This is a genomic window from Polynucleobacter sp. MWH-Berg-3C6 (assembly GCF_018881855.1).
In the GTDB taxonomy this organism is placed as follows: Bacteria; Pseudomonadota; Gammaproteobacteria; order Burkholderiales; family Burkholderiaceae; genus Polynucleobacter.
This window is the reverse complement of sequence record NZ_JACVPN010000001.1, coordinates 663293-685159: the sequence shown is the minus strand read 5'-3', so window position 1 is coordinate 685159 and position 21867 is coordinate 663293. Positions and strand designations below refer to the sequence as shown.

The 21867-nt window shown below is 45.8% G+C and carries 25 protein-coding genes; 3 read left to right on the top strand and 22 right to left on the bottom strand.

Features of this window, described 5'->3' with window-relative positions; genetic code table 11:
* Nucleotides 1-47: 47 nt before the first annotated feature.
* Nucleotides 48-1655, bottom strand: a complete 1608-nt coding sequence (locus ICN13_RS03535) for an ABC-F family ATPase (RefSeq protein ID WP_087909869.1) — start codon at nt 1653-1655, stop codon at nt 48-50.
* 98 nt (nt 1656-1753) lie between these two features.
* The gene (locus ICN13_RS03530) at nt 1754-2464 is read right to left on the bottom strand and encodes a queuosine precursor transporter (RefSeq protein ID WP_216138990.1); all 711 of its coding nucleotides are present in this window, start codon (nt 2462-2464) and stop codon (nt 1754-1756) included.
* A 91-nt stretch (nt 2465-2555) separates the two neighbouring features.
* On the opposite strand from ICN13_RS03530, the gene ICN13_RS03525 reads away from it, so the two are divergent.
* A complete protein-coding gene (locus ICN13_RS03525; RefSeq protein WP_216138989.1) occupies nt 2556-3734 on the top strand; it encodes an acyl-CoA dehydrogenase in 1179 nt (392 codons plus the stop codon).
* Nucleotides 3735-3738: 4 nt separating this feature from the next.
* Here ICN13_RS03525 and mnmH read toward each other — a convergent pair whose 3' ends face one another.
* The 17 genes from mnmH to ICN13_RS03440 all read right to left on the bottom strand — a co-directional run bounded on the left by mnmH (nt 3739) and on the right by ICN13_RS03440 (nt 16560).
* On the bottom strand, nt 3739-4809 hold the full coding sequence (mnmH, locus tag ICN13_RS03520; RefSeq protein ID WP_216139282.1) for a tRNA 2-selenouridine(34) synthase MnmH: 1071 nt from the start codon (nt 4807-4809) through the stop codon (nt 3739-3741).
* Nucleotides 4810-4817: 8 nt separating this feature from the next.
* Nucleotides 4818-5237, bottom strand: coding sequence for a thioesterase family protein (locus tag ICN13_RS03515; protein ID WP_216138988.1), 420 nt, complete (start codon nt 5235-5237; stop codon nt 4818-4820).
* Nucleotides 5238-5254: 17 nt separating this feature from the next.
* The gene (locus ICN13_RS03510) at nt 5255-5599 is read right to left on the bottom strand and encodes a TIGR01244 family sulfur transferase (RefSeq protein ID WP_216138987.1); all 345 of its coding nucleotides are present in this window, start codon (nt 5597-5599) and stop codon (nt 5255-5257) included.
* 54 nt (nt 5600-5653) lie between these two features.
* Complete coding sequence (locus tag ICN13_RS03505) at nt 5654-6100, bottom strand: YeeE/YedE family protein (RefSeq protein ID WP_255534016.1); 447 nt, start codon at nt 6098-6100, stop codon at nt 5654-5656.
* Between the two features lies 1 nt (nt 6101).
* Nucleotides 6102-6539 (bottom strand): YeeE/YedE family protein, encoded by a 438-nt coding sequence (locus tag ICN13_RS03500; RefSeq protein WP_216138986.1) that lies wholly within the window; start codon nt 6537-6539, stop codon nt 6102-6104.
* Between the two features lie 25 nt (nt 6540-6564).
* Entirely contained in the window at nt 6565-7686 is a 1122-nt protein-coding gene (locus ICN13_RS03495; protein WP_216138985.1) for a YeeE/YedE family protein, read from the bottom strand.
* Between the two features lie 20 nt (nt 7687-7706).
* Nucleotides 7707-8024 carry a hypothetical protein gene (locus tag ICN13_RS03490; protein WP_255534013.1) on the bottom strand — a complete coding sequence of 106 codons (318 nt, stop codon included), beginning with the start codon at nt 8022-8024 and terminating at the stop codon, nt 7707-7709.
* A 58-nt stretch (nt 8025-8082) separates the two neighbouring features.
* Nucleotides 8083-9060 (bottom strand): MBL fold metallo-hydrolase, encoded by a 978-nt coding sequence (locus ICN13_RS03485; RefSeq protein WP_216138984.1) that lies wholly within the window; start codon nt 9058-9060, stop codon nt 8083-8085.
* Nucleotides 9061-9071: 11 nt separating this feature from the next.
* Complete coding sequence (locus ICN13_RS03480) at nt 9072-9509, bottom strand: DsrE family protein (protein ID WP_216138983.1); 438 nt, start codon at nt 9507-9509, stop codon at nt 9072-9074.
* A gap of 20 nt (nt 9510-9529) precedes the next feature.
* Entirely contained in the window at nt 9530-11260 is a 1731-nt protein-coding gene (soxB, locus tag ICN13_RS03475) for a thiosulfohydrolase SoxB (RefSeq protein WP_216138982.1), read from the bottom strand.
* A 59-nt stretch (nt 11261-11319) separates the two neighbouring features.
* Nucleotides 11320-11958, bottom strand: coding sequence for a sulfur oxidation c-type cytochrome SoxX (soxX, locus tag ICN13_RS03470; protein WP_216138981.1), 639 nt, complete (start codon nt 11956-11958; stop codon nt 11320-11322).
* Between the two features lie 19 nt (nt 11959-11977).
* Complete coding sequence (gene soxA / locus ICN13_RS03465; protein WP_216138980.1) at nt 11978-12793, bottom strand: sulfur oxidation c-type cytochrome SoxA; 816 nt, start codon at nt 12791-12793, stop codon at nt 11978-11980.
* A gap of 43 nt (nt 12794-12836) precedes the next feature.
* Nucleotides 12837-13145, bottom strand: coding sequence for a thiosulfate oxidation carrier complex protein SoxZ (gene soxZ / locus ICN13_RS03460; protein WP_087909856.1), 309 nt, complete (start codon nt 13143-13145; stop codon nt 12837-12839).
* A gap of 54 nt (nt 13146-13199) precedes the next feature.
* Nucleotides 13200-13652, bottom strand: coding sequence for a thiosulfate oxidation carrier protein SoxY (gene soxY, locus ICN13_RS03455; protein WP_216138979.1), 453 nt, complete (start codon nt 13650-13652; stop codon nt 13200-13202).
* Nucleotides 13653-13719: 67 nt separating this feature from the next.
* Nucleotides 13720-14808, bottom strand: coding sequence for a c-type cytochrome (locus ICN13_RS03450; RefSeq protein ID WP_216138978.1), 1089 nt, complete (start codon nt 14806-14808; stop codon nt 13720-13722).
* Nucleotides 14792-16192: a sulfite dehydrogenase gene (soxC, locus tag ICN13_RS03445; protein ID WP_216138977.1), complete on the bottom strand. Its 1401-nt coding sequence runs from the start codon at nt 16190-16192 to the stop codon at nt 14792-14794. The genes ICN13_RS03450 and soxC overlap by 17 nt, the downstream gene beginning before the upstream one ends.
* Before the next feature lie 32 nt (nt 16193-16224).
* Nucleotides 16225-16560 carry a metalloregulator ArsR/SmtB family transcription factor gene (locus ICN13_RS03440; RefSeq protein WP_216138976.1) on the bottom strand — a complete coding sequence of 112 codons (336 nt, stop codon included), beginning with the start codon at nt 16558-16560 and terminating at the stop codon, nt 16225-16227.
* Between the two features lie 107 nt (nt 16561-16667).
* On the opposite strand from ICN13_RS03440, the gene modB reads away from it, so the two are divergent.
* Together modB and ICN13_RS03430 are read left to right on the top strand one after the other, a co-directional pair.
* On the top strand, nt 16668-17321 hold the full coding sequence (modB, locus tag ICN13_RS03435) for a molybdate ABC transporter permease subunit (protein ID WP_216138975.1): 654 nt from the start codon (nt 16668-16670) through the stop codon (nt 17319-17321).
* Nucleotides 17321-18427: an ABC transporter ATP-binding protein gene (locus ICN13_RS03430; protein WP_216138974.1), complete on the top strand. Its 1107-nt coding sequence runs from the start codon at nt 17321-17323 to the stop codon at nt 18425-18427. Before modB ends, ICN13_RS03430 begins: the two co-directional genes overlap by 1 nt.
* On the opposite strand, the gene ICN13_RS03425 is transcribed toward ICN13_RS03430, so the two are convergent.
* Genes ICN13_RS03425 through purF form a run of 3 tightly spaced genes read right to left on the bottom strand, consistent with a single transcriptional unit; the run spans nt 18417 to nt 21864 of the window.
* Nucleotides 18417-19034 (bottom strand): bifunctional 2-polyprenyl-6-hydroxyphenol methylase/3-demethylubiquinol 3-O-methyltransferase UbiG, encoded by a 618-nt coding sequence (locus ICN13_RS03425; RefSeq protein ID WP_216138973.1) that lies wholly within the window; start codon nt 19032-19034, stop codon nt 18417-18419. The two genes, ICN13_RS03430 and ICN13_RS03425, sit on opposite strands and share 11 nt — an antisense overlap.
* A 22-nt stretch (nt 19035-19056) precedes the next feature.
* Nucleotides 19057-20265, bottom strand: coding sequence for an O-succinylhomoserine sulfhydrylase (locus ICN13_RS03420; protein ID WP_216138972.1), 1209 nt, complete (start codon nt 20263-20265; stop codon nt 19057-19059).
* A gap of 60 nt (nt 20266-20325) precedes the next feature.
* Nucleotides 20326-21864 carry an amidophosphoribosyltransferase gene (gene purF, locus ICN13_RS03415; protein ID WP_216138971.1) on the bottom strand — a complete coding sequence of 513 codons (1539 nt, stop codon included), beginning with the start codon at nt 21862-21864 and terminating at the stop codon, nt 20326-20328.
* Nucleotides 21865-21867: the final 3 nt, after the last annotated feature.

Here is a 21867-nt window from a genome sequence, read left to right as displayed (position 1 = left end):
TCGCAGGCTTATATTTTTTCTACCTAGAGTATTGCTTAGCTAGTAATTTAGCCAGTCAACTCCTGACTACGCAAATACTCTTCATAGGTACCTGAGTAATCTACCACCGTACCATCCATCTTGACCTCTAAGATGCGATTGGCCAATGCAGATACAAATTCACGGTCATGGGATACGAAAATCAAAGTGCCATCGAATTTCTCTAAGGCAATCTGCAAACTTTCAATCGATTCCATATCCATGTGATTGGTCGGCTCATCCATTGCTAGGACGTTATATTTTTGGAGCATCAATTTACCCCAAATCATTCGGCCCTTTTCACCACCAGATAAGACTTTGACGGATTTGCCAATGTCATCGCCAGAGAACAGTAGGCGCCCTAAGGTTCCGCGAATCACTTGATCATCATCGCCAGTATTACGCCACCAATTCATCCAGTCCATGAGTAATTCGTCTTTAGCGAACATCTCGGTATTGTCTTGAGGCATTACGCCGACCTTCGCATTCTCAGCCCACTTCACATCACCGCTATCGACTGCAATACCGTCAAAACGTTTGCTGAGAATGGATTTGAGTAAGGTGGTCTTACCAGCGCCGTTTTGTCCAATGATGGCAATCTTCTCGCCAGCACGAACGCCAAGCTTAAAGTTCTTAAAAATCACGCGGTCATAGGCTTTGGTAAGTGCATTGCACTCGACTGCCATGTTGTGAAGTTTTTTCTCAGTATCAAAACGAATAAATGGATTTTGACGTGAAGAAGGCTTCACTTCAACAATCTCAATTTTTTCCAACTGACGCTGACGTGAAGTAGCTTGACGGGCTTTGGAAGCATTCGCAGAGAAGCGCGCCACGAATGCTGCTAATTCAGCAATCTTTTCTTTGGCTTTCACGTTATTACTTAACTGTTGGGTACGGGCCTGCACAGATGCCAACATATAGGAATCGTAATTACCTGGATAGACCTTCAAGGTTCCATAGTCCATGTCGGCCATATGCGTACAGACTTCATTGAGGAAGTGGCGATCATGGGAAATGATGACGATGGTGCTCTTAATTTGATTGAGGATGTCTTCAAGCCAATGAATGGAGTGAATATCCAAGTTATTGGTTGGCTCATCAAGTAAAAGTACGTCCGGGTCAGAAAACAATGCTTGCGCTAGCAATACACGGAGCTTCCAGCCTGGAGCAACGTTACTCATTGGGCCATCGTGCTGCTCAGTCGGAATACCAATCCCTAATAACAACTCACCTGCTTTTGCTTCTGCTGTGTAACCGCCATACTCAGCATACTTGCCTTCGAGTTCAGCAGCCTTCATGTAATCTTCATCTGTGGCTTCTGGATTCGCATAAATTGCATCACGCTCCGCAGCAGCCTTCCACATCTCTTCGTGACCCATCATTACTACATCAAGTACACGTACGTCTTCATAAGCAAATTGATCTTGACGCAACTTACCGAGACGAATGCCTGGATCTAAGCTCACGTTACCGCTAGTAGGCTCAAGCTCACCGCCAAGGATTTTCATGAAGGTAGATTTACCGCAACCGTTTGCACCAATAAGGCCATAACGATTACCGCCGCCAAACTTCACGGAAATGTTTTCAAACAGGGGCTTTGCCCCAAACTGCATGGTGATATTAGATGCGGACAACACGGATGGTTTCTAGCTTTCTGAAAATTAATTCAACAGATACCCCCAGCTTTGGGGGCAAAGACCGTTATTTTAACGGGTTCAGCACAGAAAGGTCTAATTCAGACTTTGACCCTAAATGGGGTGAAATTCGTATGGATGTCGTAATAATCCTCATTTTCCTTACGCTTTAGGAAATTGATGACCCAATAAGTCATTGGGGTAGCTAAGACCTCCCAGGAAGTTTTCAGGACGTACTGTGCCAAGGCTACCTGTATTAGTTCGTGGATAGGCCATATGCCATAGAAAGCTAATAGATAAAAGAAAGAGGAGTCAACCAGCTCACCTACCGCTGTTGAACCAATAGTGCGCATCCACAGAAAGCGTCCTTCAGTCCAAATTTTCATTTTGGCCAGAACGTAGCTATTGACCAGACTGCCGCACCAAAATGAAAACATTGAAGCCAAAGCAATGCGCCAGGAGTTGCCAAAGACAGTTTCTAGGCCCTGCTGATAGCTCGCCATGTAGTCACCGGGCGCCACCGGCAGTGCAATCACAATTTGCGCCATGATCGCTGCAAATGCCAAGGCAGCAAACCCGGCCCAAACAGCACGGCGATCATAGGCGTAACCGTAAACCTCCGTGAGAATATCTCCAAAGAAATAGGCAATTGGAAAGAACAAAATTCCACCGCCAAATACAACGGTTCCAAAATAAGGCAAGTCAATAACGGCTGCTTTACCAGCGCCGATAAAGTTCGAGCAGAGCAAGACCACCACAAAGGCCGCCAAAATCAGGTCGTAATAGCGATGGTGTCGTCTAGGTGAGTCCATAAGCCTGGAAAAATGGATAATAGAAACAAGAATATCTGCATTCCTGAAAATTCGCAGGAAGCATGTAATTTAACAATAGGATGACTAAGTAATGAGTAAAGCTAGCTTTAATTGGGCGGACCCCCTCCTCCTCGATACACAATTAACTGAAGAGGAACGCATGATCCGTGATGCGGCTGCTGAGTACGCTCAAGGCCGACTCATGCCGCGCATTCATGATGCCTTTCGAAATGAAACGACTGACCCTGCAATCTTCCGCGAAATGGGCGAACTTGGTCTTTTGGGAATCACCATTCCGGAGGAGTACGGCGGCGCTAACCTGAACTATGTTTCTTATGGTCTGATTGCTCGCGAGATTGAGCGTGTTGATTCTGGATATCGTTCGATGATGAGCGTGCAATCCTCATTAGTGATGGTGCCGATTAATGAATTTGGTAGTGAAGCACAAAAACAAAAATACCTACCTAAATTAGCTACTGGCGAATGGATTGGTTGTTTTGGGTTGACTGAACCTAACTACGGATCCGATGCTGGTGGCATGATCACCCGAGCCAAAAAAGTTCCTGGCGGATTTTCTTTAACGGGATCTAAGATGTGGATCTCCAACTCCCCAATTGCTGATGTATTTGTAGTATGGGCAAAGAATGATGAAGGTGTCATCCGCGGCTACATTCTGGAAAAAGGGATGAAGGGCTTAAGCGCTCCAAAAATCAGCGGCAAGATGGGTCTACGCGCCTCTATCACCGGTGAAATCGTGATGGATGAAGCCTTTGTGCCAGCCGAAAATGAATTTCCCGAAGTCAGTGGGCTTAAGGGTCCATTTACCTGCCTCAACTCTGCTCGCTATGGAATCTCTTGGGGTACTCTAGGGGCAGCTGAATGGTGCTGGCATGCTGCTCGCCAATATACCCTTGATCGCAAGCAGTTCGATCGACCTCTCGCAGCCAATCAATTGATCCAGAAGAAGTTGGCAGATATGCAAACTGAAATCACTCTTGCCCTCCAGGGTTGCTTGCGCCTAGGTCGCATGAAAGATGAAGGAATTGCTGCTCCCGAAATCACCTCCATCATGAAACGCAACTCTTGCGGCAAGTCACTGGACATTGCACGTTTAGCACGTGATATGCACGGAGGTAACGGCATCTCTGATGAGTATGGTGTTGTACGCCATATGCTGAACTTAGAGGTAGTCAATACCTACGAAGGTACCCACGATATTCACGCCCTAATCTTAGGTCGCGCACAGACTGGTATTCAGGCGTTTAGCTGATTCGCTAAGCAAGCTTTGTGACGATGGCCTTTGCAGCTTTCGCAAAGGCCTCATCGCTATCGTTGTCGAGCTGCACAAAATTTTCCGTTTTGTACTGGGGGAAATTTCTGACAATTGATGATTGATAAGAGGGATCGTAGTGCTTCACCAGCAATTCCTCAACTAGCTCCGGAAAGTTGCCTGCATCAATGGCTTCGTTCCATTTGGTGATCTGGACTTTTCCATAGTGAGCCGTCAGTAAGGCAAGCTTGCTCTTAAAGTTATCTGTATCCGTTAGAAAGTGATGGTATTCACGAATCAACCAAGACACTCGTGTTTGTGGACTAGAGCGCAATTCAATACAAGCACCGTTACGAATTTTTTCCATTAAGGCATCGGGTATATGAACACCGCCTACCTTTTTACTCTCTGACTCTACTAAGACGGGTTTTGATGGGTCCAGATTACGCAGCGCATTCCAAAGGGCTGTCTCGAAACCTTTTTGAGAAGGCTGTTCAATATTGGGCTCATTACCTAGGACTGATCCACGATGAATTGCCAAGGCCTCTAGATCCAAGATTTGCGCGCCGTGTTTTTGCGCCTCTTGAAGCGCCCTCGTTTTACCGCTGCCTGTCATTCCACAGATCACTTGGAATCTAAAAGTACTTGCAGCATGCTCAAGGCCATCAATCACAGTACGTCTAAAGCCTTGATAACCGCTCTCAAGCTGCATGGCCTTCCAGCCAATACGATTCAGAATATGAGTAAATGCTCCACTGCGCTCACCGCCACGCCAGCAATAAATCAGTGGCCGCCATTCACGTGGCAATTCCAGTAGGTTTTCCTCAATATGTTTCGCAATGTTTTTAGAAACTAGAGCTGCTCCCAACTTCTTAGCGGCAAATGGAGATACTTGTTTATAAAGTGTGCCGATCTGAGCGCGCTCTTCATTGTTGAGGACCGGAAAATTCACCGCCCCAGGAATATGGTCTAAGGCAAACTCTGCCGGTGACCTCACATCAATAATGAGGTCAAATTGATTCAACTCAGAAAGAAATTGATCCAGCCTTAAGATGTGCGGATTACTTGGCTGCATACCTTGTGCTAGCGCAACTTCTGCAAGACATGATCGGGCCAAGGAGCTGATTTATTGGTGGTGAGGTCAACCCATACCATGGTGGCGCCTCCAATTGCAGCCTCTACCTCAGGCGAAGTGGTTAATGCCATGCTGGTATAGACATCTAAACTGGTTCTGCCTATGGCGCCAATAGAGGTCTTTAAAATCAAATCTCCCGGGAAAGAGAGTTGTTGGTAAAAATTGCAGAAGCCATTGAGCATCAACATGGACTCACGACCAGGAGCGACATCGTAACCCATAGCGGTAATCCATTCACAACGAGCCTGCTCCATATAGCGAAAGTAAATAGTGTTATTCACATGTCCATACGCATCCATATCACCCCAGCGAATGGGCATGATCATTTCATGAACAAGCTTGCGCTCTTCAGGAATAGCAATTCGCATGCAATCAGACTTTCGTCTTAAGCAACTTGTAATGCAAGTTGGTATAAGTTTGTTGAGCGTGCACCAGAGCGGCAAAATGCCAAGATTGGGCCAGGCATTGTTTTTAACAGGCGCGACATCTCTTGGACTTGAGCCGGAGTAAATGCGCCAGGAACTACTGGTAAATAAACGTAATGAAGACCAAGCTTTTCTGCTTCAGCCTGAATCGATGCATTAGTGGGCTGATCCGGACCGCCCTCTCCATCAGGTCGGTTATTGATCACACTTTTGTAACCCTGTTTTGCGATTTCAGCCAAATGGCTAGGGTCGATCTGACCAAGGGTACCGAACTGTGCGTTATGACAAGAAATAGGAAGACTCATAAAACCCTCTACATGAAATAAGTAGTAATAGGGCTAATTTTAGATCAGGCGGCCTTAAGCCTGCTTGGGCTTGTTTCTATGGCCTGTAAAGAAGCGCTCGCAGATCTCCATACCCACCAACATAGCCAGCACAAATACTAGGGCTTTGAGATGGCCAGCGCCAAGAGCAACCAGTGCTGGCCCAGGACAAAAGCCAGCAATACCCCAGCCTGCTCCAAAGATGAGGCTACCAATAATTAAAGGTTTGGTGATATCGCGCCTTGTTGGGATGTGAAGAGCGTCGCCAAAAAATGCCTCGGACCGCTTGCTCACAATATAAAAACCAGCAAGACCAACCAGCACGGCACCCAACATCACAAACATCAGGGAAGGATCCCAGTTGCCGGCTAAATCCAAGAATCCCAAAATCTTTTGCGGATTACTCATGCCAGAAATAATTAATCCCCACCCAAAGAGCACACCAATGGCATATTGACTGAAGAGGCCGTAATGTTTTTTCAACTTAGCTAGCAATCAAGTGGCGAACTACAAAAACCATCATAAAACCAGCGCCCATAAAAGCTATGGTTGCAACCAATGAGCGTGGTGATAAGCGAGATAAACCACAGATACCATGACCGCTAGTACAGCCTGAACCATATTGCGCACCAAAGCCTACTAAAAGACCGGCAATCACAATTGCCAACCAACTAGAGTCAATCTCAACGATTGGAAAAATACCGAAAAATAATGCGGCTAAAAATGGAGCTGAAACTAAACCTAACACCAAGCTCAATCGCCAAGCAGAGTCTTCTAATTTGGGATGCAGCAGTCCAGAAACAATCCCACTAATTCCTAGAATGCGGCCATGCAATAGAACGTACAGCGCTGCAGCGACACCTAGAATCATCCCGCCCAATAAAGATGGAATGGGTGTGAAGGAAAGCCAGTCAATTTGCATTAATTGATATCCAAATGATTGATGCTTAGCTGCAAGGGTTAGGGGCAAGGCGGAATTGCAAATAGCGCAACCCCAAATAAGCACCGAATATAAATCCAGGTAAGGCCAATAAAGATCCCAGAGCTAGAGTAGAGATACCACTTAAACCCTGCCCTACTGTACACCCCAAAGCAGTAACGCCACCAAAGCCCATCAAGGCAGCACCAATCAAGTGATTTGCGGTGTCTTCAGTATTGCGGAAAGACTCCCAACGGAAAGATTTTGTTACAACAGATATCAGCGCCGAACCCAAGATCATTCCGAGCACCGCAACTACTCCGACTGTGAGTACTTTGGATGTATCGCTATACATCATGAGCCAGTCTAGTGAGTAGGCATAAGGGGCAACAAATGATAAGCTCTCCATACGCCCAGAATTGGTGACCAAAAATACTTCTTCCAAAGTATTGGGATCCTCAGCTACGTAACCTAGGTTGCCTGAGACCCACCATACAGCGCAGATTGCTAAACCAACAGCAATACCGGCAATGAGATTCTCTGCTGTCCAAAACGCTTTATTAGCCAATGCGTAGGCGATAAATGCAAAACCAATGATCAAGCCTAAAACTAGATGCAGGTTAGCGCGAGCCATACCCAAAGGGCCACTCAGCAGACTTGGTAAATCTTGTGGGGTATTGAAAGCGATAAAGACAGTATCAAGCGTATTGATACGAATCACTCCTAAAAAACCACGCATGGTCATGTAAGCGGTTAGACCTAGAACCATAAAAACAATAATCGACTTTAAATTACCCCCGCCAATGCGTACTAAAGTTTTACTGCCGCATCCAGAAGACAAAACCATGCCAAAGCCAAACAAAATACTGCCGACAATGGTGGAAAGCCATAAAAACTTATTGCCGGTATAAAAGCTTTTTAATGGATCTATCAGTCCGAGATAAGACATCAAAGCAAAGCCAATGATCGCAACACCAATGGCTAAGAACCACTGCCTAAGTCGATCCCAGCTAGACATGATGAATGCATCAGAAACAGCACCCATGCTGCAAAAGCCAGTCTTCTGCATGACTGCGCCAAGCACAAAGGTAATGGCAAACGTAGCCCAGAGTACTGACCTACTTAAAGAATTGATATCAACAACATCCATAGCGACTATATTTAAAAAAATTAAGGTTTGAATTTATAAAACTGCTGATTGAGATAAGCAACGACATCTGCTTCATCCTCAGGAAAAAGGTCTAAACGAAGCTCGGTATTACACAAAGCCACCATCTTCTTGAGATTGGCCACAGACTTTACCCTGCTATCGCTACGCGTATAGATCATGTCGCCATTACCAAAACCTGTTTTCTTGGCATGGCAGGCGTAACATTTTTGCTGATCAATGCTCTTGCCATTTGCCAAATCCGGTGCAGCAAAAGCTGGAGCGCATAAAAGCGCACTCAAGATCATTGCAGGAAGGAATCGAATAAAAATCATTTTCATTACAAATCAAGGATTTAGCATTAATCCGCTATTTTAAGGCCCAATGGGCAAAATTGCCCTACTCGGCCTGGATGGACAGGTAGACGTTATAGGCGTTCATCCGGTTGGCCGCTCTAAATAGTGGCATTCCTTCGTATTCTGACCAATCTGCTTGCTTATAGGCATCCTCAAATGGATCCATATTGATGGCGGCTGCAGACATCGAATCCCGCAAATATTTTAGGTAGTTTCTAGTAAAAATAATGTCTTCAGAGGGGTTCAGGGAGTAATTGCCATGCCCTGGAATCACGATATTGGGCTTGAGTTTTTCAATCTCATCTAAGGCGATGAGCCAGCCCCTACTATCGGCATTGCCCACAAATGGAATTCGACCTCTAAATACAAGGTCCCCAGCAAAGAGCACTTTTTCTGATGGCACGTACACCATTAAATCTTCGGGGGCATGTGCAGGCCCTACGCGACTGACGAAAAAGTCTACTCCCCCAACAGAGAGTTTTGTTTTTTGATCAATCCAAATATCTGCCGAAATCAGTTTTGTATCTGAATTTACCCATGGAGCAAAATCAGTTCGTGAGGCAATTAAACGTTGCTTTGCTGTTTCTGAAGAGAGGTAGCTTCTACCCTCACCTTGCGCATAAATCTTGGCACCGATCTTTTTAAACTCTTGCAGCCCATAGACGTGATCTGCATGATAGTGACTCACAATCAAGGCAACTACTTTTTGATTGGTAACTTTCTTAATTTCAGCAATCAATTTTTGTGCAAGGATAGGCGAACCTAAGGCATCGACAACAACGACCCCTTTAGGGGTGACCACAAATCCAGCATTTGAAATAAAGTTTTGATTGGCGCTGTTCCCCATTTCTGGGTAGCCCTGAACAAAATAGGTATGAGGCGCAACCTGAATGGGCTTTAATTGAATCGTATCGACAGGCTTAGTAATCTGCCCGTAGGCACTACTAAAAAAGATAAAGGATCCGATGAGGACCCCTATCGAGCACTTCAGATAAGCAATGCTAGCTCTAAAAATATTCATTTGAATATGAATTAAGGCTTGATATAGGCAAACCCATCTTTATATTGCAGGTCTGCAACACGCACTACGCCTGATGGCGTGAAATCTGCATCCATCGTGAATTGATCTTTCTTGAGATTACGATTTTTCAAGGTAATTTCACAAACCTCAAACTTCACACCGCGGGATTTAAGCGCCCCTACTAGCGGTGCATATTCCACATTATTCTTTTTATCTTTACCACCCTCCATCAGCAGGTCTACGCCATTGGCGTGAGTGACAACAATGATAGTTGTTTGTGGCGAGACGTCGAGGTGGTTGCGAATATTACGCAAGCCCTTTAAGCCTTGGGTTTCAGCATCATCAATGTGATAAACCACCTTGGTCGACCCAGATGATTGCGCATTAGCAATCGAACCAAAACCAAAAGCAATCATAACTGCAAATATAAGGTGAAATAATTTATTCATTGCGATAACTTTCATATGATTTAAATGGGAGCCATGCCAGGATTATTGCTAACACCTTTAATGATCGGCTCATTAAGCTTGACGGCTTTTACAACCTTAACATCTCTTAAGTGTCTTTCCATTACATCCCAGATTGCTTCACCACCAGCATTCTTAGCATCCTCGCTCACTGGCGCCCAGCCTGCAACCTTATAAGTCTTGCTAGCCTCAATGGGTTTGCCATTTAAGCGCATATCGGTAATCCGCTTACCAGCAGTTTGTGCTGGATCAATAGCGTATTGCATACCGCCCACGCGCACCATGTCACCACCTTGCTGATAGTAAGGGTCAGGATTAAATAAATTGTCTGCAACGTCTTCTAGGATTGTTTTAATCGTCTCACCAGTCATATTCGTGACAGTAGTGTATGGATAAGTAATCGCGGTTTGATCTAAGAGATTCTCGCGGGTGATTGCTTGACCCGGCAAGAGGCTGGTACCCCAGCGGAAGCCAGGAGAGAAAGCAATCTCTGCATTTTTCTGCGCCATCAAACCATCGAGAATGAGCTGATCAAAGCTGCCGTTGAAGTTTCCGCGGCGATACAAGAGACCTTCAGTCGTTGCCAATTTCTCATTAAGCTTAGCTTCATACGGAGCTCTGATCTTAGTGATCAACTTACTCATCGTTGGGTCAGCTGGGATCATATTGGAGAAAATTGGGAAAAGCTTGTAGCGAAAATCAACAGGTTTGCCACCCTTCACATCAAAATCTAGAACGCCTAAGAACTTACTATTCGATCCAGCATTGGTAACCAGGGTTACTCCACCAGCATTCTTCACCTTCACAGGAATGGGAACACCATCATGCGTATGACCGCCCATAATTGCATCTAAACCTCGAACGCGTGAGGCCATTTTTAAATCGACGTCCATACCGTTGTGAGATAAAAGCACAACCACCTTCGCGCCCTTTGATCTCACTTCATCAATAGTCTTTTGCATATTTTCTTCCTGAATACCAAAGGTCCAGTCAGGAGTGAAATAGCGCGGATTTGCGATTGGCGTATATGGGAAGGCCTGACCAATGATGGCTACCTGAATGCCATTCTGCACTTTCATAACATAGGGGTTAAATACCATGTCGCCAAAGTCTGCCGTCTTAATGTTTTGCGCGAGGAAAGAAACTTTGCCCTTGAAATCGCCATTCACAATTTCCATCACGCGCTTCTCGCCCAGGGTCATTTCCCAATGTGGCGTCATTACATCAACACCAAGAGCAAGCGCCGCATCAACCATATCTTGACCATTGGTCCAGAGCGCTGTGCCTGAACCCTGCCAGGTATCGCCGCCATCAAGCAATAAGGCTCCTGGACGGTTCGCTTTCATTTGCTTAATCAAGGTAGCCATATGAGCAAAGCCGCCCATCTTGCCGTAGTTCTGCGCTGCAGCTACATAATCTAAGTAGGTAAATGCGTGTGCGTCACGTGTGCCCGGCTTAATGCCATTTGCTTTTAAGAAATATTCGCCCACTAAATGCGGAGTTTTGCCCTCTTGCGCGCCAATACCAAGATTGACATTAGGTTCACGGAAATAAATTGGTAATAACTGAGCGTGACAATCTGTGAAATGCAAGAAATGCACGTTACCGAACTTTGGCAAGTCATAAAATTTTTGTGCAGTACTTTGTGCGTTAGCAAAGTTTGACTGCAAACTCATTCCGCCTGCAGATGCAATAGCCAAGGCCTGCAAAAAATCGCGACGACTTAAAGACATAACATTTCCCCTTATGAAAACAGGCCTGTCGGCCTGTTCTTTATATTTTGTATCTTTACTTATTGATTCACTGGAGAGGCAGGATCAAGCAATAAAGCCATGACATCCTGAATCTGCTGCTCATTTAAGAGTTTGAAGTGCGCAAATCTTGGCATATTGCTGCAAGCGTTATAAGCCTTGGAGTTATTGATGCGATTCCAAGTATAGGTAACCACTTCTTGTGAATAACCCCGTAACTTTCCGTAACCAGTCAATGACGGACCGATATTTCCATAGGAGATTTCTTTTGCATCAATCTGGTGACAGTTATAGCAACCGCCGCCGATAACAGTGTCTGCCTTATCAGTCCAAGTGGCGCCACGACCGCTTTGAGCAATTGCCTCGCCCTTCTTCCAGTCGCCAATATATTTTCCATCTGATGGTTGCTTAATAGACTCCATATTGATCTTCTGAATCTTCTCGCGCATCTTCTCACCCTGTTTGCTACCAGCAAATACTGGATCAGAGCAAAACTTTTGAGTTGCATCCTGATTAATGCGGTCTAAGCCAGCAATACCATCAGCTTTGAAGCTTTCAGTCATCATCTTATTGAATCTTGGATCATTCTTTTGTTGAGCCACTGCTACGTTTTGCAGCAAGCTGGATGCAACAATAAATCCTGCAATAGTTAAGAGCTTTTTGATGTGTGTAGTTTTCATTTTGTTCGTCTCTTATCTCTTAGCGCTTTAAGCCAGGCGTTTCAACTGTACCGCCATTGGCAGTCTTAGCCATATACATAGACAAAGCAATCGTTACATCTGAGCCGTAGATCGGGAATGGGAAACGTTGTTGACGATAGCAATCATTCAAGCGCTGTTGCATTGTCCAGAACTGACCGCTAGAAACACGATAGGCGGGCCAATAACCCCAACCCATAGCGGCACCCTTTTGCTCGGTCAAGTTAGGCAAGTCCTGCAAACGAATCCGCTTGCCATTTTCAGCATGGCAGGAAGCGCAGGAGAAATCCATCGGGCCACCTTGGAAATAAAATGCACGCTTACCTAGCTCATACATTTCTTTTTCTTTTGGATGATTGGTGCTCACCTTAATCTTGTCACCCTTAGATAAAGTAACTACGTAAGCAACAATGGCCTCCATATCCTTCTTGGGTCCCTTTTGAAATGGAGCATCAATCATTTCTTGAGGATCGCGACCCTGTAACGCTTGCATACAAGTCATCAAGCGTGACTCGAGATCTTGAAATTTATTGGTGTCTTTGAAGTAGCGAGGCAACTGTGCTGCTGCACCCTTCACGACTCCAGGCCCAAGACCTAAATCACACTTCTCCAGTGTGGCATTTTTAGGGCCAGCTGGTTTTTTCCAAAGCTCTTCACCGGCAGCCTCATAAAGCTCTGAAGGGTTTCCATCTGCAATCATCTCGCGATATTTAGCAATATCGTCAGTTGCGCTCTTTTGCGCATACGACAATGGAGAAAATGACAACATCGTTGCCAGTAATCCTAAGGCTAGGCCCAAGGTGAATTTACGCTGCATTTGTTACCCTTTCAGAACTATTGAGACGGTGAAGATGTTGGCATCAAGAAGCAGTTGCTTCGTCGGTGCGCTTATCACCCTTGCTGTCTACCCAGCTCACAACAATTTTGTCACCTTTAGCGCCCTTGTATTTAAAGTTCAAAAATGGGTCCTTAGAAACTGCTGGACCAAATTGACCATTCAATACATCTTTGCCATTTGCTTTGACATTAATTGTGCTGATGAACCATGCTGGAATAGTTTTGCCAGCAGCATCTTTACGCTGACCAGACTCCATATCGTGCTTCATCAAAATTTTTACATCCACAATTCCACCGTTCTCAGCAGCTCTAACGCGCATTGGATCAGCCATGTTTTCCTCTTGTAATCTAGTAATTAATTAATGGTAGTGAGATAAGTTGGGGGATTAACCGCCGCAACCACCTAAGGTAACCTTCACTTCTTTCACTGCCATACTCCACTTGCCATCAGCTTTAACCAGAGCATATACGTTGGAGGTCTGACCCATCTTGATACGTGTCGTAACAAATGGTTCTGTACCAGCAGGAATAAAGAATTGAGCGGCTAAGGCGCTTGGGTTTTTCTCAACCAAGATTGCCATTTGCTCTGCTTTAAGAGTGGTTGTAATTCCAACTGGAACTACTGCACCATTCTCTGCAATATCAGGGGCGTTCAAAGTAACGGCGCCAGATTTATCAGGGGTGCCAGCACCCAAGACTTTAAATACCTCATCAAGGCTCTTGCCTTCAAAAGCGGCTTTATTCCACTCTTGAGCTTGGGCTACGCTAATAAGACCCGCAGAAGCCATCAAGCCGAAAACGGCTGAATATTTCAATAAACTGCGTCGCTGCTGATTCATAAAAACTCCTTTAATAATCTACTCTTAGTATCAAATATAGCGGTATTTCAAAAAACCTTCTGTAAATCTACTGTCCAGTGAGCATCCAGCGCACGAGGGTTGCCCTATCCTCATCCGATAGCTGGGCTTGCGGCGGCATCGGAATAGCTCCCCACACCCCAGAACCACCATTTTTGACCTTAGCCATCAGCTTTTCTTGAGCGCCGCTTTGACCCTTATATTTAGCCGCAATATCAGCAATAGATGGGCCCACTAACTTGGCATTAGGAGCATGACATGCTGAGCAGTTCTCATTCTTAAATAATGCTGCCGGGCCTTTGCTTGTGGTCGCATGAGTATCAGCAGCATGCGCCAAACCCTCACCCGACGAGCCGGGCAACTTCGCCACTGGTGGCTTAGTCGAATCTGATCCTCGATAAGGTCCATAGAGGCGATTTTGCTCTGCAATATTGCCATGGGCATTTCTTGCGAAATCAGGCAACTCCGACCCAATTTGTACAAACTTGACGCAATTGTTCATACAAGAGGAGCCGTTGACATCTGGCTTGCCATGAACACTCCAAAAACCGTGGTTTCGAGTCATGCCATTACGGTTTGGCATCTTCTTTTGAACTTCCGCAATATTGACATCACTCAAGACAAAATCATCAGGAACAATCTCACCCAAGCTCAGGATAAATGCCACCAGAGCATAGGTATCGTCTGGCGTTAATGATCTTGGAGCATTCCAAGGCATTGCGCGATAAATATAGTCCCACAATGTTGAAACAGTTGGGACTTTCATTAGGGTAGTGCGCTGAGGCTGCTTGCGATCAGCCAAAGACGCCACTCTTCCTGTCTTCACATCATCAGCAGTTGTGCCGCCGGCGATCGGGGTAAAGATTTCATTGGACTCGCCAAACACACCGTGACAACTGGCGCACTTGGACTCCCAAATCACCTGACCTTGCGCAACGGATCCAGATCCTTTTGGCAATCCCTTAAAGTCTGGGCGCACGTCAATATCCCAAGCGATAACCTCGGCAGGCGTTGCATTGCGTCCAATACCAGGGAACTTCACAGAGCCTTGAGTGCTTTGCGCATAAGTTAATTGAGCAGAAAATGCTGCCAAACCTACAAGCGTTAGACGAGCAAATAATTTATCCAACCTGTACATTGCTCACCTCGCCGTTTGAATCCAATTTCCAAGACTGAATCGCATTGTTGTGATAAATCGAGCGATTGCCACGAGCATCACGCAGCACCTTGATTGATGGCTGAATATAGCCAGTGTCATCAATTGCCCTAGACTGCAATATTGCCGGCGATCCATCCCATACCCAATCAATATTGAAACGGGTAATAGACTTTGTGAGAACCGGCGTTTCTAAGCGCGCTGTTCGCCAGTTATTGCCGCCATCAAATGAAACATCGACGCGTTTAATCTTGCCACGACCAGACCAAGCCATACCACTCACGTTATAGAAGCCTTTATCCAATAATTGCTGGCCACCTGAGGGTGTGGTGATGACAGATTTACATTCTTGTATGGATGCGTATTGACGATGCATGCCATTTGGCATTAATTCAATATAGTGAACAGCCTCATCTTTGGTATTCCAAGGCATATCACCCACTTCTAAACGCCGCAACCACTTCACCCAGCTCACGCCTTGAACACCAGGAACAACGAGACGCAATGGAAAGCCATTCTCTGGACGAAGCATCTCGCCATTCATACCCCAAGCAACAATCGTATCCTCAAGGCAAGCCTCAAGATTGATAGTGCGCGTCATACCAGAACCATCGCCACCTTCGGCCAGGAGAAACTTTCCTTTTTTCAGATCAGCGCCACATTCATCAAGCAGGACCTTGAGAGGTACACCAGTAAATTCACAGCATGAAAGCATGCCGTGGGTATATTGCACTGTTGGTACAGCAACGTTACCCCACTCTAATCCAGTATTAGCCCCACACTCAATAAAATGCGTACGAGAAACTGAAGGCAACCTCATCAGATCGTTCATCGTAAAGACGCGGGCATTTTTCACCAAACCATTAATCATCAGACGATGTGTTTCTGGATTCAGGTTGTACCAACCTTGGTGATGGCGCTCGAAATGTAAACCGTTTGGAGTAATCGTTCCAAACAAACCTTGCAGAGGGGTAAATGCAACTGATGCAGCTGATACTCGTGTTAAACCCGGAGATTCACGGCGAATTAAATTGGCTTCATAAATTGATGGAACGCCATAAGGCATCGTAGCCACATTCTTACCAAGGGTTGTTTGCCACTCTTGCTTTTCTAAAATTGCTGGATCACCCTCACCGGCAGCAAATGCCAGTGGCGCAGCCAGGCTTGCTGCTGCACCACCAACCGCAGACATAAATCCTTTGCGCAGGAAGCCCCGGCGAGTCTCATCAAGGCCATTGGCATTAATGTCCGCAATTAACTCTTGAGAGATATAGTGCTCTGGCGCTTTAACAAGGCGAACACCATTGGCGGGCTTCTCAACCGCCGAGATATCCTGTGCGCTCAATTCAATTTGCTTCTTAGTCATTTGACCTCTACTCAAGAATAAATACTTTGTAATTAATGAATGCTTTCAGCAATCTTCGCGCAGACTGTCTGACACATCTCTACCGTGGCGTTATCAGCAATCGAGTAATAAACAGTGACACCCTCTTTACGTCTCAGCAAAATTTCAGCCTTATGTAATGCCAGAAGATGTCTAGATACGTTTGCTTGGCTAGTGCCACACATCTGCACAACCTCTGATACCGACTTTTCACCGGAGCATACGGCATACATAATGCGTAAACGTGCTGGCTCAGAGAGAACGTTGAAATAGGCCGCCACATGAGAGAACACTTTCTCCATCTGCTTCGGAGATAAGTTTTTCGTCGCCTTTTGAACCTTAGCTTTCATATGGCCTTTTTATATGCATATATGCGTATATATGCATATTTAACCCAAATTACGGAAAACTTGATATAGAGAGATACCCTAGGGATATCAGCAGATACAATCAAATCATGGATATGGATGCCATTCTTCTCTCATTAAAACTTGCGGCGTGGACCCTCGTCCTTATTATTCCCTTTGGGGTCTGGGTGGCCCACTCCCTGCAAAAAGTAGGTAGAAGCAAGTCTTGGATAGAGGCTGGCTTAGCTCTACCTCTTGTTTTGCCCCCTACAGTTTTAGGCTATTACCTTCTGGTTGGGTTGGGTGGCAAGAGCTTTTTAGGCGTACCGCTGGTGTTTTCATTCACAGGCATTCTGATTGCCTCCCTCATCGTCAATTTGCCGTTTGCCATACAGCCAATACAGCGGGCTTTTGAAGCAATCAATCCAGAAATAATTGAAGCCGCTCAAGTAAGCGGTCTATCGAATTGGCAAATCTTTCGTTTAATTGAATTGCCATTGGCCTGGCGCGGTATCACCAGTGCCGCGGTCCTGACCTTTGCTCACACCCTTGGTGAATTTGGAGTGGTTCTGATGGTGGGCGGCGCAATACCGGGAGAAACTAAAACAGTATCCATTGCCATCTATGACAAGGTACAAAGTTTTGACACTGCTGGCGCTGGAGCACTTGCCCTACTGCTGCTCGGCATATCCTTAATAGCGATTGCAGTGTCCTATGGGGTCTTTGGCCAAAATCCATCTCGCAGGAAAGGTTGGGAAGCCTAATGCTCAAGGTTAAAGTCATGCAGACACTGCCAAATCCACTGCAAATCAACATTGAATGTGCACCAGGACAGTTGCATGCCTTGGTGGGCCCATCAGGAAGCGGGAAAACCTCTGTCTTACGGACTATCGCAGGCCTGAATAAAGCGAGTCTTGGAAAAATTGAGTGCGGCAATCAAACTTGGTTTGAAGCCGGTGACTTAAAAGGCGTCATAACTTCACTCTCCCCAGCAGAACGCTCTTGTGGATTCTTATTCCAGCAATATGCGCTCTTCCCACATTTAACTGCACTTGAAAACATCTGCATTCCTCTGCAAAACTCTGGGCATGATCTTGCAATGCGCCAAACCATCGCAATGGATTGGTTAAATCACATGGGAATTGCTGAGCTTGCACAGCGTATGCCCCATCAACTTTCGGGTGGACAACAGCAACGCGTCGCACTAGCCAGGGCTCTTGTAAAGAAGCCCAATGCCTTGCTACTAGATGAGCCATTTTCGGCAATTGATGCACCAACCCGTCAAAGTCTTTATAAAATTCTGGCGGAGCTGCGCAAGGATCTCAATATTCCCATTCTGCTGGTGACTCATGATTTGCGCGAAGCCGATCTATTAGCCGATCACATTACGGTTATCGACCAAGGTATTGGCTTACAAACTGCAGCCCCACAGGTTCTATTTCAGAAACCGAGAAACTCTAGAGTGGCAGAGCTTGTTGGCATCAACAATATGTTTGAAGGTATTTTTACAGCCGGCAAGTTGAGTTGGAATAAAAGTAGCTACGCGTTTGAAGTGCTTGATAAAGGCAAAATTCCACCAGGCACCCCGGTTGCCTGGGTAATACCTGCTGACGGATTGAGCCTGCATACAAGTCATGTATCTGGCAGCATTCAAGCTAGAGTTCAGCAAATGAGCACTCTAGGTCAGATTGCAGTGATTCAACTACTAACCGATGACGGTGGCCATGCTATCAGCTGGGAAGCCTCTGCGGCTGAGGTTAAGAGATTGGGTTTAGAGGCAGGGAAAAATACTTACATTCAAATTGATGGTAACAAAATTCATATCATGCCGCTGCGCCCCATCAACGATCCACGTCGCTTTACTTCTTAGCAACAAGACCTAATAAAGCCGACATACCAGCATGCCGCGCGCCTTCATTAAGCTCTTTTTCATAACAACACAAATCTAATATTTGGAATTCTTTTACAAGGCTCCTAATGAGTTCTTCCGTATAGAGGTGCTCAATTAAGGATGGCCCACCTGTTTTGTACTCTAGCTGCTTGGGTGTGTAGCCTTGCAAGATGAAGATGCCGCCAGACTTCAATGCCTTATGGGTTTGCTGAAAGATGCGCGCTCGCATTACCGGATCAGCAAACTGGATAAAAATTCCAATAACAGCGTCGTATGTGTTCTCTTGCCAATCAAAACTATCAGTATCTGAGAATGAATATTCAATTTCTACCTGATGATCTTGAGCAAACTGCTTGGCTTTAGCTAAGGCAATATCAGATGCATCAAAGCCAACGACTTGCATGCCTTGTTTGGCCAACCACACACCGTTGCGTCCTTCGCCATCAGCAATGCAAAGCACTTTGCTGCCTGACTTTAGATATTTTTGGGTTTGCTCAACAAGATATTCATTTGGCTCTTTGCCAAAGATAAACTCTGCTTTATTGAATCGCTCATTCCAGAACTGGGTTGCATCAGCAAAGCTCATGGGTCTGCTTTGGTGGACTTGATTATTTTTTGAGTCCACCAACGAGATCACTCTTGAGATCATCAATATTTTCAAGGCCAACTGCAATGCGTACCAAGCCATCGGTAATACCGGCTGCTTTTCTGGCTTCAGGCGTTACCCGACAATGCGTAGTCGTCGCTGGATGAGTAATAGTTGTGCGTGTATCGCCCAAGTTTGCAGTGATGGAGCACAGCTTGGTTTGGTTAATCAGCTTAAAGGCCGCCTTCTTGCCACCCTTTAATGTGAAAGACACAATTGCACCGCCCGCTTTTTGCTGACGTTTTGCTAACGCATGCTGAGGATGCGATGTCAGACCAGGATGATAGACGCGCTCCACTCCAGACTGCTTCTCAAGCCATTGGGCTAGAGCAAGCGCATTCTGACTCTGTTGTTTCATGCGAAGCTCTAAAGTCTCTAAACCTTTTAAGAACACCCAAGCATTAAATGCGGAGAGCGTTGGGCCGGCAGTGCGAACGTATGGGAATACTTTACCCATGATGAATTCTTTACTACCCACAATTGCACCGCCAACCACTCTACCCTGGCCATCTAAGTACTTAGTTGCCGAATGAATCACGACATCGGCACCCAAAGCCAAGGGCTTTTGTAGGGCCGGTGTACAGAAACAGTTATCTACTGCAAACAAAGCTTTTGCTTTATTGGCAATCTTTGAAATCGCTTTGATATCTGCAATCTCAGTCAAAGGATTAGATGGAGTCTCTAAATAAAATAGTTTGGTGTTTGGCTGAACAGCAGCCTGCCATGATTTGGTGTCAGACAAATCTACATAAGTCGTTGTAATACCAAAGCGACCCAAAATATTAGTGAACAACTGAACAGTTGCGCCAAATACAGAGCGTGAGCAAACCACATGGTCACCCGCTTGCAAGTGAGACATTGCCATTGTCAAAATGGCCGACATACCTGAGGCGGTTGCAATACAGGCTTCACCACCTTCTAAAGCAGCCAAGCGATCTTGGAACATGCTGACTGTTGGATTGGTAAAGCGAGAATAGATAAAACCCTGGTCTGCATGTGCAAAACCATCAGCGGCTAATTCGGCACTATCAAAACAAAAACTTGAAGTCAAAAACATCGCTTCTGAATGCTCTTGATATTCAGCTGTGCGACGAGTACCAGCGCGGACCGCTATGGTCTCGAGTGCCAGCTTAGAAAAATCTGGTTTTTTACGTGTGGTTTTGCTTTTCATACTGCTATTTTGACACCGAATTGAAGAATTGCCTCGTGGAAGGCAAATTCTTGTCGCTTTTTAGTCTTCGGTAGCCAAATGCAGATGGAGCTGGGAGCGGGCGAAATCGCTCGAATCACGCTGACGATCCGCTTTTGCGGCAGAGGTATTTCTAGCAGCCTCTAAGGCATCCAGGTATGACTCGGTGATATCGCCAGTGATGTAATGGCCATCAAAACAAGAGGCTTCAAATTGATGGATAGCAGGATTGATGTCGCGCACTGCCTGCTTCATATCCTCAACGCTCTGATAGATTAATTGATCCGCACCAATCATCTTATTAATTTCTTCATCGGTACGACCATAGGCAACCAACTCACTGCGCGTTGGCATATCAATGCCGTAGACATTTGGAAAACGTACAGGAGGTGCTGCTGATGCAAAGATCACTTTCTTGGCACCGGATTCGCGTGCCATTTGAACGATCTCAAACGAGGTGGTGCCCCGCACAATAGAGTCATCCACAATTAATACTGTTTTATCCTTAAATTCAATCCGCATTGCATTGAGCTTTTGGCGTACAGATTTCTTGCGAACGGCTTGGCCCGGCATGATAAAGGTACGGCCGATATAGCGGTTCTTAAAGAAGCCTTCGCGATAATCAACGCCCAAGTTTTTAGCCACTTGCATTGCTGCAGGACGACTTGAATCCGGAATCGGCATGACAACATCGATCTCATCGACATTAGTCTCTTTGCGAATCTTCTCAGCCAAGTAGTCACCCATGCGCATGCGCACGTTGTACACAGTTACGCCATCAATCGTGGAGTCTGGTCGAGCCATGTAGACGTATTCAAAGATGCAAGGTGTGAGTACAGCATTCGGTACGCATTGACGTGAGTAGAAGTTGCCATCTAAATCGATGTAGATTGCTTCGCCAGGATTGACATCACGTACAAAAGTAAAACCCAAACCTTCTAGCGCTACTGACTCAGATGTCACCATCCATTCAGGTCCTTGTGGTGTATCAATGCGACCAATACACAGAGGACGAATTCCAAATGGGTCACGGAAAGCCAATAAACCATAACCGGCAATCAGAGAGACCACAGCATAAGAACCTTTTACGCGGCCCGTCACTCCAGTAACCGCATTAAACATGGCGCCCTCATCTAAAGCAACGCTATTGGTTTCTTTTTGAAGCTCATCAGCCAAGACGTTTAATAGCACCTCTGTATCAGAGCTAGTATTAATGTGGCGGCGATCACGGTAAGCCATCTCAACACGCAAACTTGGTGCATTTGTCAGGTTACCGTTATGCGCCAAAACAATTCCGTATGGGGCACTAACATAGAAAGGTTGCGCCTCTTCTTCGCTGCTTGCTGAGCCGGCTGTTGGGTAACGAACCTGACCAATACCAGCATTACCAACCAAGCTACGCATATTGCGTGTTCTAAATACGTCGCGTACAAGACCGTTTGCCTTGTGCATCGTGAACGAATTACCGTTCATGGTTGCGATTCCAGCAGCATCTTGTCCGCGGTGTTGCAAGAGCAACAAAGCATCATAGAGAAGTTGATTTACTGGTGAGTGGGAAATAGTTCCGACGACGCCGCACATATC

Bases quoted from the DNA above. Each gene is read 5' to 3' on its own strand.
- mnmH (WP_216139282.1), bottom strand. From the start codon at position 4,809: ATGCAGCCAAGTAATCCGCACATCTTAAGGCTGGATCAATTTCTTTCT.
- ICN13_RS03515 (WP_216138988.1), bottom strand. From the start codon at position 5,237: ATGCGAATTGCTATTCCTGAAGAGCGCAAGCTTGTTCATGAAATGATC.
- purF (WP_216138971.1), bottom strand. From the start codon at position 21,864: ATGTGCGGCGTCGTCGGAACTATTTCCCACTCACCAGTAAATCAACTT.
- soxC (WP_216138977.1), bottom strand. From the start codon at position 16,192: ATGACTAAGAAGCAAATTGAATTGAGCGCACAGGATATCTCGGCGGTT.
- ICN13_RS03480 (WP_216138983.1), bottom strand. From the start codon at position 9,509: ATGAATAAATTATTTCACCTTATATTTGCAGTTATGATTGCTTTTGGT.
- ICN13_RS03525 (WP_216138989.1), top strand. From the start codon at position 2,556: ATGAGTAAAGCTAGCTTTAATTGGGCGGACCCCCTCCTCCTCGATACA.
- ICN13_RS03425 (WP_216138973.1), bottom strand. From the start codon at position 19,034: ATGAGCTTTGCTGATGCAACCCAGTTCTGGAATGAGCGATTCAATAAA.
- ICN13_RS03495 (WP_216138985.1), bottom strand. From the start codon at position 7,686: ATGGATGTTGTTGATATCAATTCTTTAAGTAGGTCAGTACTCTGGGCT.
- ICN13_RS03440 (WP_216138976.1), bottom strand. From the start codon at position 16,560: ATGAAAGCTAAGGTTCAAAAGGCGACGAAAAACTTATCTCCGAAGCAG.
- ICN13_RS03485 (WP_216138984.1), bottom strand. From the start codon at position 9,060: ATGAATATTTTTAGAGCTAGCATTGCTTATCTGAAGTGCTCGATAGGG.
- ICN13_RS03500 (WP_216138986.1), bottom strand. From the start codon at position 6,539: ATGCAAATTGACTGGCTTTCCTTCACACCCATTCCATCTTTATTGGGC.
- ICN13_RS03510 (WP_216138987.1), bottom strand. From the start codon at position 5,599: ATGAGTCTTCCTATTTCTTGTCATAACGCACAGTTCGGTACCCTTGGT.
- soxX (WP_216138981.1), bottom strand. From the start codon at position 11,958: ATGAAAACTACACACATCAAAAAGCTCTTAACTATTGCAGGATTTATT.
- soxB (WP_216138982.1), bottom strand. From the start codon at position 11,260: ATGTCTTTAAGTCGTCGCGATTTTTTGCAGGCCTTGGCTATTGCATCT.
- soxA (WP_216138980.1), bottom strand. From the start codon at position 12,793: ATGCAGCGTAAATTCACCTTGGGCCTAGCCTTAGGATTACTGGCAACG.
- soxY (WP_216138979.1), bottom strand. From the start codon at position 13,652: ATGAATCAGCAGCGACGCAGTTTATTGAAATATTCAGCCGTTTTCGGC.
- ICN13_RS03430 (WP_216138974.1), top strand. From the start codon at position 17,321: ATGCTCAAGGTTAAAGTCATGCAGACACTGCCAAATCCACTGCAAATC.
- ICN13_RS03450 (WP_216138978.1), bottom strand. From the start codon at position 14,808: ATGTACAGGTTGGATAAATTATTTGCTCGTCTAACGCTTGTAGGTTTG.
- ICN13_RS03490 (WP_255534013.1), bottom strand. From the start codon at position 8,024: ATGAAAATGATTTTTATTCGATTCCTTCCTGCAATGATCTTGAGTGCG.
- ICN13_RS03530 (WP_216138990.1), bottom strand. From the start codon at position 2,464: ATGGACTCACCTAGACGACACCATCGCTATTACGACCTGATTTTGGCG.
- soxZ (WP_087909856.1), bottom strand. From the start codon at position 13,145: ATGGCTGATCCAATGCGCGTTAGAGCTGCTGAGAACGGTGGAATTGTG.
- ICN13_RS03420 (WP_216138972.1), bottom strand. From the start codon at position 20,265: ATGAAAAGCAAAACCACACGTAAAAAACCAGATTTTTCTAAGCTGGCA.
- modB (WP_216138975.1), top strand. From the start codon at position 16,668: ATGGATATGGATGCCATTCTTCTCTCATTAAAACTTGCGGCGTGGACC.